We start from the raw sequence: 13792 nt of genomic DNA on the forward strand, positions 1-13792 counted from the left end.
CATAATCAAGGAATCGCCCATGAGCGCCAGCATCACTGCCAACCTGCGTCACGATTGGTCTTTAGCCGAAGTCAAAGCGCTGTTTGTCCAGCCTTTCAACGACCTGTTGTTCCAGGCGCAGACCGTGCACCGCGCGCATTTCGACGCCAACCGCGTCCAGGTTTCCACGCTGCTGTCGATCAAGACCGGCGCCTGCCCGGAAGATTGCAAATATTGTCCGCAGTCGGGCCACTACAACACGGGCCTGGAAAAAGAGAAGCTGATGGAAGTGCAGAAGGTCCTCGAAGAGGCCGCCCGCGCCAAGGCCATCGGCTCGACCCGTTTCTGCATGGGCGCCGCCTGGAAACACCCGTCGGCCAAAGACATGCCCTACGTGCTGGAGATGGTCAAAGGCGTGAAAGCCATGGGCCTGGAAACCTGCATGACCCTCGGTCGCCTCGACCAGGACCAGACCGAAGCCCTGGCCCAGGCTGGCCTCGATTACTACAACCACAACCTCGACACGTCGCCGGAGTTCTACGGTTCGATCATCACCACCCGTACCTACGCTGAGCGCCTGCAAACCCTGGCGTACGTGCGTGATTCGGGGATGAAGATCTGCTCCGGCGGCATCCTCGGCATGGGCGAGTCCCTGGACGACCGCGCCAACCTGCTGATCCAGCTGGCCAACCTGCCGGAGCATCCGGAATCGGTGCCGATCAACATGCTGGTGAAAGTCGCCGGTACGCCGCTGGAAAACGCCGACGACATCGACCCGTTCGACTTCATCCGTATGCTGGCAGTGGCGCGCATCCTGATGCCGCAGTCCCATGTGCGGCTGTCGGCCGGGCGTGAGGCGATGAACGAGCAGATGCAGGCCCTGGCGTTTTTTGCCGGTGCCAACTCGATTTTCTACGGCGACAAACTGCTGACCACCGCCAACCCGCAGGCGGACAAGGACATGCAACTGTTCTCGCGCCTGGGCATCTTGCCGGAGGCTCGCGAAGAGCACGCCGACGAAGTGCACCAGGCGGCGATCGAGCAGGCGCTGGTGGAGCAGAAGAGCAGCGAGCAGTTCTATAACGCGGCTGTTTAAGCCATTTCTCCTGCCGAAGTGCGATCCAGTGTGGGAGCTGGCTTGCCTGCGATAGCGGTCTGTCAGACACATTGATGTTGAATGTGTCGTCGCAATCGCAGGCAAGCCAGCTCCCACAGGGTTGACCGCGTTTAGCCTGCTTAACCGAGGTCTGCATGTCTTTCGATCTCGCCGCGCGTCTTGCGGCTCGTCGTGCCGAACACCTTTATCGCCAACGTCCACTGCTGCAGAGCCCTCAAGGCCCTGACGTGGTGGTCGATGGCCAGCCGTTGCTGGCGTTCTGCAACAACGATTACCTGGGCCTGGCCAATCACCCGCAAGTGATTGAAGCCTGGCGCGCGGGCGCGGCGCGTTGGGGTGTCGGTGGCGGTGCTTCGCATCTGGTGATTGGCCACAGCACGCCGCACCATGAACTGGAAGAAGCCTTGGCCGACCTGACTGGCCGCCCGCGGGCGCTGCTGTTCACCACCGGTTACATGGCCAACCTCGGAGCCGTCACGGCGCTGGTGGGTCAGGGCGATACGGTGCTGGAAGACCGTCTCAATCATGCCTCATTGCTGGATGCCGGTTTGCTCTCCGGGGCGCGCTTCAATCGTTACCTGCACAACGAAGCGGCCAGCCTGGCCAAGCGCCTGGAGAAAGCCACCGGCAATACGCTGGTGGTCACCGATGGCGTGTTCAGCATGGACGGCGACCTGGCTGACCTGCCGGCACTGGCCCGTGAAGCCCGAGCCAAGGGCGCATGGCTGATGGTGGATGACGCCCATGGCTTCGGGCCTTTGGGCGCCAAGGGTGGTGGGATCGTCGAGCATTTCGGTTTGAGCCAGGAAGACGTTCCGGTGTTGGTGGGCACTCTGGGCAAAGCCTTCGGTACTGCCGGCGCGTTTGTCGCGGGCAGCGAAGAGCTGATCGAAAGCCTGATCCAGTTCGCCCGCCCGTATATCTACACCACCAGCCAACCGCCGGCATTGGCCTGCGCCACGCTGAAAAGCCTGGAATTGCTGCGTACCGAGCATTGGCGGCGTGAGCATCTCAACGGGTTGATCCGCCAGTTCCGCCAGGGCGCCGAGCAGATTGGCCTGGAGCTGATGGACAGTTTCACGCCGATCCAGCCGATCATGATTGGCGACAGTGCCCGTGCCGTGCGTTTGTCGCAGATGCTGCGCGAGCGTGGGCTGATGGTGACTGCGATCCGTCCGCCAACCGTGCCCGCCGGCAGCGCTCGCCTGCGGGTAACCCTGACGGCGGCCCACAGTGAAGCCCAGGTGCAGCTATTGTTAAACGCATTGGAAGAGTGTTTCCGCTTGTTAGGCCAGGAGCCCGACCATGCGTGATCGACTGATATTGCTGCCTGGCTGGGGCCTCGGCATCTCGCCGCTGGAACCGCTGGCGGCGGCGCTGCAAGGGCTGGATGAACACCTGCGGGTGCATATCGAACCCTTGCCGGCGCTGGCTGGCGCGGACCTCGACGAATGGCTGGACGAGCTGGACGCCAGCCTCCCGGACAACGCCTGGCTGGGCGGCTGGTCCCTCGGCGGGATGCTGGCTTCGGAGCTTGCAGCTCGCCGGGGCGATCGTTGCTGTGGCCTGGTGACCTTGGCCAGCAACCCCTGTTTTGTCGCCCATGACGGCTGGCCGAGCGCAATGCCCGGCGAAACCTTCGATGCGTTTCTCGCCGGGTGCAATGCCGATTCCCAGGTCACGCTCAAGCGCTTCGGCCTGTTGTGCGCCAAGGGCGCGGAAGACCCTCGCGGGCTGGCGCGCTTGTTGGTCAGCGGGGCGCCGAATACGCTGTCCCCGGTCCTGATGAATGGCCTTGAGTTACTCGCTCAACTGGATACCCGTGAGGCGTTGCTGGCCTTTCGTGGCCCACAGTTGCACCTGTTTGCCGGCATGGACGACCTGGTGCCGGCCGAGGCGGCCAGCGACCTGCTGACCTTGTTGCCCGATGTTGAAATCGGCCTGATTGAACAGGCCGGTCACGCTTTTCTACTGGAGGACCCCCACGGTGTGGCGGGGGCCATCCAGGCTTTTTTGCATGAGTGCGGTGATGACTGATTTGTCCCATGTGCTACCCGGCGGCTTGCCAGACAAGCGCCAGGTAGCGGCCTCCTTTTCCCGCGCAGCCGCCAGTTACGACAGTGTTGCCGAGTTGCAGCGTGCGGTGGGCAGCGAGCTGTTGCGGCGTTTGCCCGAAGGTCTTTCTCCACAACGCTGGCTGGACCTGGGCAGTGGCACGGGCTATTTCAGTCGTGTGTTGGGCCAGTCATTTCCGGATAGCCAGGGTTTGGCCCTGGATATCGCCGAGGGCATGCTCAACCACGCCCGGCCCTTGGGTGGCGCGCAACATTTTATCGCCGGGGATGCCGAGCGCTTGCCATTGCAGGATGCCAGTTGCGGGCTGATCTATTCGAGCCTCGCCGTGCAGTGGTGTTCGGATTTTGCGGCAGTACTCAGCGAAGCGCGGCGGGTGTTGCAGCCGGGTGGCGTGCTGGCGTTTGCCAGTCTCTGCGTAGGTACGCTGGATGAGTTGCGCGAAAGCTGGCGCGCGGCGGATGGGATGGTTCACGTGAACCGCTTCCGGCCGTTCAGTGCTTATGAGCAACTGTGCGCAGCCAGTGGTTTGCGGGTGCGCAGCCTGGAGCAGTGTCCCCACGTGTTGCACTACCCCGACGTGCGCAGCCTGACCCACGAACTGAAGGCATTGGGTGCGCACAATCTGAACCCGGGGCGCCCCGGAGGCTTGACGGGCCGGGCGCGGATTGTTGCACTGGTGCAAGCCTACGAGCAGTTCCGCCAGGCCCAAGGCCTGCCGGCGACTTATCAAGTGGTGTACGCCGTCCTGGAGAAACCTCTATGAATGCCGCTTACTTCATCACGGGGACCGACACCGACGTCGGCAAGACCACCATCGCTGCCGGCCTGCTGCATGCCGCGCGGCAAGCGGGCAAAAGCACGGCAGCGGGCAAACCGGTAGCCTCGGGGTGCCAACTGACCCCCAAAGGTCTGCGCAATTCGGATGCCCTGGCGTTGTTGGCGCAATGTTCACTGCCCTTGACCTATGCCGAGGTCAATCCGGTGGCGTTCGAGCCGGCCATCGCGCCGCATCTGGCAGCCCGCGAAGCCGGTGTGGCACTGACGGTGCAGTCGTTGTTGAAGCCGATGCAGCATGTGCTGGCCAAGCAGGCAGACTTCACCTTGATTGAAGGCGCCGGCGGTTGGCGTGTGCCCTTGGCGGATCAGGACAATCTGTCGGACCTGGCCCAGGCGCTGAAGCTGCCGGTGATCCTGGTGGTGGGGGTGCGACTGGGTTGTATCAGTCACGCGTTGCTGACCGCCGAAGCCATCGCCCGGGACGGTTTGCCGCTGGCGGGTTGGGTAGCCAATATCATCGATCCCAAGACCTCTCGTCTGGAAGAGAACCTTGCAACCCTGGCTGAGCGACTCCCCGCGCCATGCCTGGGAAGGGTGCCCAAGCTCAAGCATCCCAGCGCCGAAGCGGTCGCCGAGTACTTGCAACTGGACCTGCTTGACTAGTTTTGCCTATCAATAAGGCATTATGCCATTAGTGTTTTTAACGGGCCTTTTGCCGGTATGTCTGCTTCAATGAGGTTTCACGATTCTCTTTCAGGCAGGTTCACGCCATGGAAATCTCTGGTAGCAGTGCGTTTTACTCGGGACTGAGCGCCATTCAGACCGGGCAGAACCTTGTCGACCAGGCCGCCGGCAAGATCGCCAGCGCCGCCACTACCCAGCCTTCGGACGCGCAAAATGATCGTTTGCGTTCGGTAGATGCCAATCAGGCCAGCAACTCGGCGAGCAATATGGTCGAGATGGCCCAAGGCAAGTTCCAGGTCGAGCTGGGCGCCAAAGTGGCCAAGGCTTCCGACGAAATGCTCGGCACGTTGATCGATACTTACGCATAACCCCCCCTCTTATCGTGCGAGCTGGCTTCTCTGTGGGAGCTGGCTTGCCTGCGATAGCGTCACCTCGATCCTCCTGATACACCGCGGCGCCCGCATCGCAGGCAAGCCAGCTCCCACATTGATCTTCACCGCTCAATAATCTTTTTCCCCCTGAATCGTCATGCGGCATTTCGCTGCAGGCCTTGCCGTGCCTGACGTTGACCTGCGTCATGACAAACGGCATTTGCACGACGCTTGACAAGGATAGGTCGTAAACGTATGTTTCAAACAACTGTTTGACCGCTACAACAATCCACGCGGTTGTTCATCCCAGATACATCAGCAGAGGTTTATCGCTATGCCTGACTACAAGGCCCCCTTGCGTGATATTCGCTTCGTTCGTGACGAACTGCTCGGCTATGAAGCGCACTATCAGAGTCTGCCGGCTTGCCAGGACGCTACCCCGGACATGGTTGACGCTATTCTCGAAGAAGGCGCCAAGTTCTGTGAGCAGGTACTGGCACCGCTGAACCGCGTGGGTGACATCGAAGGTTGCACCTGGAGCGAGTCAGGCGTTAAAACCCCTACCGGTTTCAAAGAAGCCTACAAACAGTTCGTTGAAGGCGGCTGGCCAAGCCTGGCCCACGACGTGGCGCACGGTGGCCAAGGCCTGCCGGAGTCCCTGGGCCTGGCAGTCAGCGAAATGGTCGGCGAAGCCAACTGGTCGTGGGGCATGTACCCGGGCTTGTCGCACGGCGCGATGAACACCATTTCCGAGCACGGCACCCCGGAACAGCAAGAGGCTTACCTGACCAAACTGGTGTCGGGCGAGTGGACCGGCACCATGTGCCTGACCGAACCGCACTGCGGCACCGATCTGGGCATGCTGCGCACCAAGGCCGAGCCTCAGGCTGATGGCTCCTACAAGGTTTCCGGCACCAAGATCTTCATCTCGGCCGGCGAACACGACATGGCCGACAACATCGTCCACATCGTGCTGGCCCGCCTGCCGGACGCACCGGCTGGCACCAAAGGCATTTCGCTGTTCATCGTTCCGAAGTTCGTACCGAACGCCGACGGTTCGATTGGCGAGCGCAATGCCGTGTCCTGTGGTTCCCTGGAGCACAAGATGGGCATCCACGGCAACGCTACCTGCGTGATGAACTTCGACGCGGCCACCGGTTTCCTGATCGGCCCGGCGAACAAAGGCCTGAACTGCATGTTCACCTTTATGAACACCGCTCGCCTGGGTACCGCGCTGCAAGGTCTGTCCCACGCTGAAATCGGCTTCCAGGGCGGCCTGAAATACGCTCGCGACCGCCTGCAAATGCGCTCCCTGACTGGCCCGAAAGCACCGGACAAGGCTGCCGACCCGATCATCGTGCACCCTGACGTGCGCCGCATGCTGCTGACCATGAAAGCCTTCGCCGAAGGCAACCGCGCGATGGTGTACTTCACCGCCAAGCAGGTTGACGTGGTCAAGTACGGCACCGACGACGAAGCCAAGAAACAGGCTGACGCACTGCTGGCGTTCATGACCCCGATTGCCAAGGCGTTCATGACCGAAGTCGGTTTTGAATCCGCCAACCACGGCGTGCAAATCTACGGCGGCCACGGCTTCATCGCCGAGTGGGGCATGGAGCAGAACGTTCGCGACAGCCGCATTTCGATGCTGTACGAAGGCACCACTGGTATCCAGGCCCTCGACCTGCTGGGCCGTAAAGTGCTGATGACCCAAGGCGAAGCGCTGAAGGGCTTCACCAAGATCGTCCACAAGTTCTGCCAGGCCAACGAAGGCAACGAAGCGGTACAGGAATTCGTTGCACCGCTGGCGGCACTGAACAAAGAGTGGGGCGAGTTGACCATGAAGGTCGGCATGGCGGCCATGAAAGACCGTGAAGAAGTCGGTGCCGCCTCGGTGGATTACCTGATGTACTCCGGCTACGCCTGCCTGGCCTACTTCTGGGCTGACATGGCCCGCCTGGCCGCCGAGAAACTGGCTGCCGGCACCACCGAAGAAGGTTTCTACACCGCCAAGCTGCAGACTGCGCGCTTCTACTTCCAGCGCATCCTGCCGCGTACCCGCACCCACGTTGCAACCATGCTGTCGGGCGCCAACAACCTGATGGACATGAAAGAAGAGAACTTCGACCTGGGCTACTAAGCCTCGGCGGGTTCATTTCAAAAGCCGCCGCTCCTTAGGGAGCGGCGGCTTTTTTTTCGTTCCCATGCTCCGCGTGGGAATGCAGCCTGGGATGCTCTGCGTCCCGCTCCACGCCAGTCAATAAAAAACCACAGCGCAGCACTCAGGGATTGCGCCGCTCGGCCGTTAAAGTGATGGCAATGTGATACGCATCACATCGAATGTGCTTAACTGTGATCAGTGAAGGCACTGTGCCATCTTTTTAGTGGGTCGGAGCTTTACCCTTGCCACGCGTGTCTGCTTTACGTTTCAGTCATTTTTTACCTTCACTGCTGTTGCTGATGGCGGGGCTCTCGGCTGCGTATGTGAAGGACCTCAATGTGTTCTTCACCTCACTGTTCAATGTGCTGCCGACCCTCGTGTTGCTGCTGGGCGGTTCGTACTGCGCGGTCTACCGCCGCCAGCGCGAGCTGTTCCTGATGATCACGGTGTACGTGGTCTACTTCCTGCTGGACACCCAGACCGATTATTACCGCGACCATGGCCGAGTTCGGGACGACGCGGCGGTGGTTTTCCATCTGTGCTGCCTGTTGTTGCCGCTGCTGTTCAGCATCTACGCGCTCTGGCAGGAAAAAACCCACCTGTTTCGCGACTTCATCGCACGGTGCGCGGTGCTGTTGGCGATCGGCAGCGTGGCGCTGGCCCTTGAGCAAAGTTTTCCCCAGGCCGTGTTGAGCTGGTTGGCCGAGATTCGCTGGCCCGCCTTGCATGGCCGCTGGATGAGCCTGATCCAGCTTTCCTACCCGATGTTCCTGATTGGTTTTGTCACTCTGGCCGCGCAGTACTGGTACCAGCCAAGACCGCTGCACGCCGCGCAACTGGTGGGCTTGCTGGGGTTGTTCTGGATGTTGCCGCAGACCTTCATCCTGCCGTTCACCCTGAACATCATGTGCAGCCAGGTGATGCTGATGATTGCCGCCGGTGTGGCCCACGAGGCTTATCAAATGGCCTTCCGTGACGAGCTGACCGGGCTGCCGGGCCGTCGCGCACTCAACGAACGCATGCAGCGGCTGGGGCGCAACTACGTGCTGGCCATGGGCGACGTCGATCACTTCAAGCGCTTCAACGACACCCATGGGCACGATGTGGGCGATCAGGTACTGCGCCTGGTGGCCAGCAAGCTGTCCAAGGTCAACGGTGGAGGGCGGGCTTATCGGTATGGCGGTGAAGAGTTTGCCGTGGTGTTCGCCGGCAAGACCCTGGATGAATGCCTGCCGCACCTGGAAGAGATCCGCGAAATCATCGCCAACTACGACATCAAGTTGCGTAACCCCGATCGTCCCAACGACGACCAGCAAGGCCGGCAACGTCGTGCAGGCAGTGGCGCGTCCAGCGTGTCGGTGACGGTCAGCATCGGCGTCGCCGAGCGCCAGGCCGAGCAGCGCAGCCCTGAAGAAGTGCTCAAATCCGCCGACCAGGCGCTGTACAACGCCAAGGGCGCGGGGCGTAACTGCGTGGTTGCTTCGGGGCAGACCCGCCGGGGCGCGGTACGAATGGACAGCGCTGCCGGTTGAGTGATGGCGGTGTATTCAGCGGCCCTACAGTGATTGTCCGGTGGGCCGTTGGGCAGTAGGTTGAAGGCATCTGCTGCCGGAGACATCGCCATGCCTGACTATAAAGCTCCCCTGCGCGACATGCGCTTTCTGATCGATCACGTCTTTGATTTCCACGGCCACTACGCGGCGTTGGGTGCGACCGATGCCAGCCCGGACATGGTCGGCGCGATCCTCGAAGAAGGCGCCAAGTTCTGTGAAAACGTCCTCTCGCCGTTGAACCGCTCCGGCGATGAAGAAGGCTGCCAGTTCGACAACGGTGTGGTGACCACGCCGAAGGGCTTCAAGGAGGCCTTCGCGCAGTACGTGGAAGGCGGCTGGCACGGTTTGGCGGCAGACCCGGCCTACGGCGGGCAGGGCTTGCCAATGTCCCTCGGGCTGGTGCTCGCGGAGATGATCTCCTCCAGCAACACGTCCTGGGGCATGTACCCGGGCCTGACCCACGGTGCGATGTCGGCGATCCGTGCCCATGGCACTGAAGAACAGAAAAACACCTACCTGAGCAAACTCACCGCCGGCCAGTGGACCGGCACCATGTGCCTGACCGAAGCCCATTGCGGCACCGACCTGGGGCTGATCAAGACCCGCGCGGTGCCTCAGGCAGATGGTAGCTACGCGATCACCGGCAGCAAGATTTTCATCTCGGCCGGCGAGCACGACATGAGTGAAAACATCATCCACCTGGTGCTGGCCAAGCTGCCGGACGCGCCGGCCGGGACCAAGGGCATTTCGCTGTTTATCGTGCCTAAGTTTCACGCCGACTCGGGTGAGCGCAATGCGATGGCTTGCGGCTCGATCGAACACAAGATGGGCATCAAGGCTTCGGCCACCTGTGTGCTGAACTTCGATGGCGCCCGGGGCTTCCTGATCGGTGAAGCGAACAAGGGCCTGAACTGCATGTTCACCATGATGAACCATGCGCGCCTGGGCACCGGCATGCAGGGCCTTTGTTTGGGCGAAGCGAGCTTCCAGGGTGCGATCAAGTACGCCAACGACCGCTTGCAGATGCGCTCGCTGACCGGTGCCAAGGCTCCGGAAAAAGCCGCCGACCCGATCATCGTCCACCCGGATGTGCGGCGCATGTTGCTGACCATGAAAGCCTTCAACGAGGGCAACCGGGCGTTGACCTACTTCTCCGCGCAGTTGCTCGATATCGCGCACTTGAGCGGCGACGAAAGTCAGCGCCAGGAAGCTGAAGACCTGTTGGCCTTCCTTACGCCGATCTGCAAAGCCTTCATGACCGAAACCGGGCTGGAGGTGACGAACCACGGCATGCAAGTGTTCGGCGGCCATGGCTTTATTCGTGAGTGGGGCATGGAGCAGTTGGTGCGGGATTGCCGGATTGCGCCGATCTATGAAGGGACCAATGGCATCCAGGCGCTGGATTTGCTCGGGCGCAAGGTGCTCGGCAGCCAGGGCAAGCTGCTGCGAGGTTTTACAAAGATCGTCCATAAGTTCTGCGCGGCCAATGCCGAACATCCGCAATTCAAGGCTCACGTGGGGCAGCTCAACGAGTTGAATCAGCAATGGGGCGAGCTGACCGTCAAGGTTGGCATGGCAGCCATGAAAAACCCGGATGAAGTCGGTGCTGCAGCCTTGGATTACTTGATGTACAGCGGCTACATCATCCTCGCCTATCTGTGGCTGCGGATGGCGCTGGTGGCACAAGAGCAGTTGGAAAGCGGCAAGGGTGATGCCGATTACGCCCGGGGCAAGCTGGCCACCTGCGAGTTCTACTTCAAGCGCCTGCTACCGCGCACGGCAGCCCATCGGGCGGCAGTGGAGGCGGGTAGCGAATGCCTGATGAGTCTGCCCGCTGAGCTGTTTGCGCTTTAGTGACCGTAAAATACTTGTTGGTCATGATCAGACCCTATGTGTCACAAAAGTTGTTCGGTTACACTCTGGGTCTGTAAAACTGATCCCACCCGAATAACGTTAAAGTTCTCACGAGGTTTGCCATGGCTGACTACAAAGCGCCGCTGCGCGATATGCGCTTCGTCCTCAACGAAGTTTTCGAGGTGGCCAAACTCTGGGCCCAACTGCCAGCGTTGGCGGAGACCGTCGACGCCGAGACCGTAGAGGCAATCCTCGAAGAAGCCGGCAAAGTCACCTCCAAGACCGTCGCCCCGCTTAGCCGTGGCGGCGACGAAGAAGGCTGCCGCTGGGAGAATGGCGCAGTCTTCACCCCGGCCGGCTTCAAGGACGCCTACAAAACCTACGCCGAAGGCGGTTGGGTGGGTGTGGGCGGTGACCCGACCTACGGCGGCATGGGCATGCCCAAGGCGGTGTCGGCCCAGGTTGAAGAGATGATCAACTCCTCGGGCCTGGCCTTCGGCCTGTACCCGATGCTGACGTCCGGCGCCTGCGTGTCGATCAACACCCACGCCAGTGAAGAACTCAAAGCCACCTACCTGCCGAATATGTACTCGGGCGTGTGGGCCGGTTCCATGTGTCTGACCGAGCCTCATGCGGGCACCGACCTGGGGATTATTCGGACCAAGGCCGAGCCTCAGGCAGACGGTTCCTACAAGGTCAGTGGTACCAAGATCTTCATCACCGGTGGCGAGCACGACCTCACCGAAAACATCATCCACCTGGTGCTGGCCAAGCTCCCGGACGCACCGGCGGGTCCCAAGGGCATCTCGCTGTTCCTGGTGCCCAAGTTCATGGTCAATGCCGACGGCAGCCTGGGCGCGCGCAACCCGGTGACCTGTGGCTCCATCGAACACAAGATGGGCATCCAGGCTTCCGCGACCTGCGTGATGAACTTCGACGAGGCCGTGGGTTACCTGGTGGGCGAGCCGAACCGTGGCCTGGCGGCGATGTTCACCATGATGAATTACGAGCGCCTGGGCGTCGGTATTCAGGGCCTGGCCTCTGGTGAGCGCTCTTATCAGAACGCTATCGAATACGCCCGCGACCGCCTGCAAAGCCGTTCGCCAACCGGTCCGAAAGCCAAGGACAAGGTTGCCGACCCGATCATCGTCCACCCGGACGTGCGGCGCATGCTGCTGACCATGAAAGCCTCGAACGAAGGTGGGCGCGCATTCTCCACCTACGTGGCAATGCAGCTGGACACCGCCAAGTTCAGCGAAGACGCCACCACCCGTAAACGTGCGGACGACCTGGTTGCCCTGTTGACCCCGGTTGCCAAGGCATTCCTGACTGACCTGGGCCTGGAAACCACGGTGCACGGCCAGCAGATTTTCGGCGGCCACGGCTACATTCGCGAATGGGGCCAGGAGCAACTGGTGCGTGATGTGCGCATCACCCAGATCTACGAAGGTACCAACGGCATTCAGGCCCTGGACCTGGTGGGACGCAAGATCGTCGGCAGCGGCGGGGCGTTCTATAAGTTGTTCGCCGACGAGATCCGCCATTTCACCGCTACTGCTGGCGCCGAACTGGCCGAGTTCACCAAACCGCTTAACGCGGCGGTGGATGATCTGGACGAACTGACTGCCTGGCTGCTGGATCGCGCCAAGTCCAACCCGAATGAAATCGGTGCGGCGTCGGTGGAATACCTGCATGCGTTTGGCTACATGGCCTATGCCTACATGTGGGCCCTGATGGCCAAGGCGGCCTTGGGCAAAGAGGCTCAGGAAGATTTCTACGCTAGCAAACTGGGGACTGCGCGCTTCTACTTTGCCCGCTTGCTGCCGAGAATCGCGTCCCTCAGCGCCTCGGTAAAAGCCGGTAGCGAATCGCTGTTTTTGCTGGATGAAGCACTGTTCTAAGGGCTTGGAGGGCGTGTAAGCATTCTCTTACATGACGTGCTGCTATTCGTCCTCTATCGCCACATTGGATCCACGGATAATCTACTTCACATGGACGTCGCGCAGGAAGCGCAAAGCAACAACACGGACACGTAGGATTCTGCCAGGAAGGCGGAGTGAAATGGATGTCAGGGAAACAGTCTGCAAAGCCCCGCTTCGGCGGGGTTTTCTTTTGCCTGCGAAAAAGTCAGACAGGCGCGTTCATCACGTCTTCCAACAGCGTGCGCAACAACTCCAGCGTCGCCTGCTGACGCTGCACATCCCGGCACACCAATCCTACTTTCAGCGGCACCCTTGGTTCGCTCAGGGGTTTCCACAGCAGCGCCTTGCTGTTGTGTTCGTCCTGGGAGCGTCCGGGCAGTACTGTCGCCAGCTTGGTGTAGGGCAGGCTGTCGAGAATCCCCACCATCGTATTCAGCTCTGCCTGCACTTGCGGACGACGGCCCAGGTTGGCCAGTTGCCCTTGCCAGATCTGCCGTACCTGAAACTCTTCCCCCAGCAGCAACATCGGTAGCTCGGCGGCTTGCTTCAAGGAGACTTTCTTGAATTCCCGCAGCGGGTGGTCAGACGGGATGACCACCTTGAGTTCATCTTCATACAGCAGCACACCGTGCAACCCCGGCTGGCGCGGCGGCAGGTAGCTGATGCCGATGTCGAGCGAACCGTTGAGCAGCCGGCGCTCGATCTCCATGCCGGTCAGTTCGTAGATCTGTACCACCAAGTGCGGCTGGGCCTTGCGCACCCGTTCCAGCATCTGTGGTACCAGGCTGGTGTGCACGGTTTGCAGCACGCCGATCGCCAAGGTGCGCAATGCCTGTCCCTTGAAGTTACGTAAGGCTTCCACGGCCTGCTGCATGCCATCGAGCAAGGGCAGGGCGTGGTTGTACAACGTGTGGGCGGCGAGGGTTGGCAGCAGGCGCTTGCTGCTGCGTTCGAACAGGCTCACGTCGAGGTTCTGTTCGAGCTGGCGGATCTGTTGCGACAAGGCCGGCTGGGAGATCGACAGGCGCTCTGCAGCCCGGCCCACGTGGCCTTCTTCATACACCGCGACGAAATAACGCAGTTGCTTGAAATCCATAAGTAACACTTATCGAAAATGCTGGAAAATCGAAATGGCCGAGTGCCCCCGAGGCGCCTAGTCTAGCGCCTATTCACAGGGCTTACAGGGCCGGAACGTGCGATGAGTAGTGTTTATGTTGACGGTGTTTGCATAGGCAGGGCAAAAAACCTCAGCCATGAGCTGATCGGTAATACCGACCAAGGTGCGATTGCCAGCGGGA

Annotated in this window: 11 protein-coding genes; 10 read left to right on the forward strand and 1 reads right to left on the reverse strand. The window is 60.9% G+C overall.

What is annotated here, in order from left to right:
- Positions 1-19: 19 nt before the first annotated feature.
- The 10 genes from bioB to BLU46_RS18945 all read left to right on the forward strand — a co-directional run bounded on the left by bioB (position 20) and on the right by BLU46_RS18945 (position 12473).
- Entirely contained in the window at positions 20-1075 is a 1056-nt protein-coding gene (gene bioB / locus BLU46_RS18900; protein WP_063026704.1) for a biotin synthase BioB, read from the forward strand.
- A 155-nt stretch (positions 1076-1230) separates the two neighbouring features.
- A complete protein-coding gene (bioF, locus tag BLU46_RS18905; protein WP_093204349.1) occupies positions 1231-2409 on the forward strand; it encodes an 8-amino-7-oxononanoate synthase in 1179 nt (392 codons plus the stop codon).
- A complete protein-coding gene (locus BLU46_RS18910) occupies positions 2402-3133 on the forward strand; it encodes an alpha/beta fold hydrolase (protein WP_093204354.1) in 732 nt (243 codons plus the stop codon). Before bioF ends, BLU46_RS18910 begins: the two co-directional genes overlap by 8 nt.
- Positions 3126-3935 (forward strand): malonyl-ACP O-methyltransferase BioC, encoded by an 810-nt coding sequence (gene bioC / locus BLU46_RS18915; RefSeq protein ID WP_093204358.1) that lies wholly within the window; start codon positions 3126-3128, stop codon positions 3933-3935. Before BLU46_RS18910 ends, bioC begins: the two co-directional genes overlap by 8 nt.
- Positions 3932-4612 (forward strand): dethiobiotin synthase, encoded by a 681-nt coding sequence (bioD, locus tag BLU46_RS18920; protein ID WP_063026711.1) that lies wholly within the window; start codon positions 3932-3934, stop codon positions 4610-4612. The genes bioC and bioD overlap by 4 nt, the downstream gene beginning before the upstream one ends.
- Positions 4613-4719: 107 nt before the next feature.
- Entirely contained in the window at positions 4720-5001 is a 282-nt protein-coding gene (locus tag BLU46_RS18925) for a pyrroloquinoline quinone biosynthesis protein PqqE (protein ID WP_093204363.1), read from the forward strand.
- Between the two features lie 337 nt (positions 5002-5338).
- Complete coding sequence (locus tag BLU46_RS18930; protein ID WP_003211060.1) at positions 5339-7144, forward strand: phenylacyl-CoA dehydrogenase; 1806 nt, start codon at positions 5339-5341, stop codon at positions 7142-7144.
- A gap of 263 nt (positions 7145-7407) precedes the next feature.
- On the forward strand, positions 7408-8697 hold the full coding sequence (locus BLU46_RS18935) for a GGDEF domain-containing protein (RefSeq protein ID WP_063026713.1): 1290 nt from the start codon (positions 7408-7410) through the stop codon (positions 8695-8697).
- A 90-nt stretch (positions 8698-8787) separates the two neighbouring features.
- Positions 8788-10572: an acyl-CoA dehydrogenase C-terminal domain-containing protein gene (locus BLU46_RS18940; RefSeq protein WP_093204368.1), complete on the forward strand. Its 1785-nt coding sequence runs from the start codon at positions 8788-8790 to the stop codon at positions 10570-10572.
- A 122-nt stretch (positions 10573-10694) separates the two neighbouring features.
- Positions 10695-12473, forward strand: a complete 1779-nt coding sequence (locus tag BLU46_RS18945; RefSeq protein WP_063026717.1) for an acyl-CoA dehydrogenase C-terminal domain-containing protein — start codon at positions 10695-10697, stop codon at positions 12471-12473.
- Positions 12474-12699: 226 nt separating this feature from the next.
- Here BLU46_RS18945 and BLU46_RS18950 read toward each other — a convergent pair whose 3' ends face one another.
- Positions 12700-13590 (reverse strand): LysR family transcriptional regulator, encoded by an 891-nt coding sequence (locus BLU46_RS18950; protein ID WP_063026719.1) that lies wholly within the window; start codon positions 13588-13590, stop codon positions 12700-12702.
- Between the last annotated feature and the right edge of the window lie 202 nt (positions 13591-13792).

This window comes from Pseudomonas yamanorum, from assembly GCF_900105735.1.
GTDB lineage: Bacteria > Pseudomonadota > Gammaproteobacteria > Pseudomonadales > Pseudomonadaceae > Aquipseudomonas > Aquipseudomonas yamanorum.

Coding starts and splice junctions, on each gene's coding strand:
- bioB (WP_063026704.1), top strand. CDS start 20: ATGAGCGCCAGCATCACTGCCAACCTGCGTCACGATTGGTCTTTAGCC.
- bioF (WP_093204349.1), top strand. CDS start 1,231: ATGTCTTTCGATCTCGCCGCGCGTCTTGCGGCTCGTCGTGCCGAACAC.
- BLU46_RS18910 (WP_093204354.1), top strand. CDS start 2,402: ATGCGTGATCGACTGATATTGCTGCCTGGCTGGGGCCTCGGCATCTCG.
- bioC (WP_093204358.1), top strand. CDS start 3,126: ATGACTGATTTGTCCCATGTGCTACCCGGCGGCTTGCCAGACAAGCGC.
- bioD (WP_063026711.1), top strand. CDS start 3,932: ATGAATGCCGCTTACTTCATCACGGGGACCGACACCGACGTCGGCAAG.
- BLU46_RS18925 (WP_093204363.1), top strand. CDS start 4,720: ATGGAAATCTCTGGTAGCAGTGCGTTTTACTCGGGACTGAGCGCCATT.
- BLU46_RS18930 (WP_003211060.1), top strand. CDS start 5,339: ATGCCTGACTACAAGGCCCCCTTGCGTGATATTCGCTTCGTTCGTGAC.
- BLU46_RS18940 (WP_093204368.1), top strand. CDS start 8,788: ATGCCTGACTATAAAGCTCCCCTGCGCGACATGCGCTTTCTGATCGAT.
- BLU46_RS18945 (WP_063026717.1), top strand. CDS start 10,695: ATGGCTGACTACAAAGCGCCGCTGCGCGATATGCGCTTCGTCCTCAAC.
- BLU46_RS18950 (WP_063026719.1), bottom strand. CDS start 13,590: ATGGATTTCAAGCAACTGCGTTATTTCGTCGCGGTGTATGAAGAAGGC.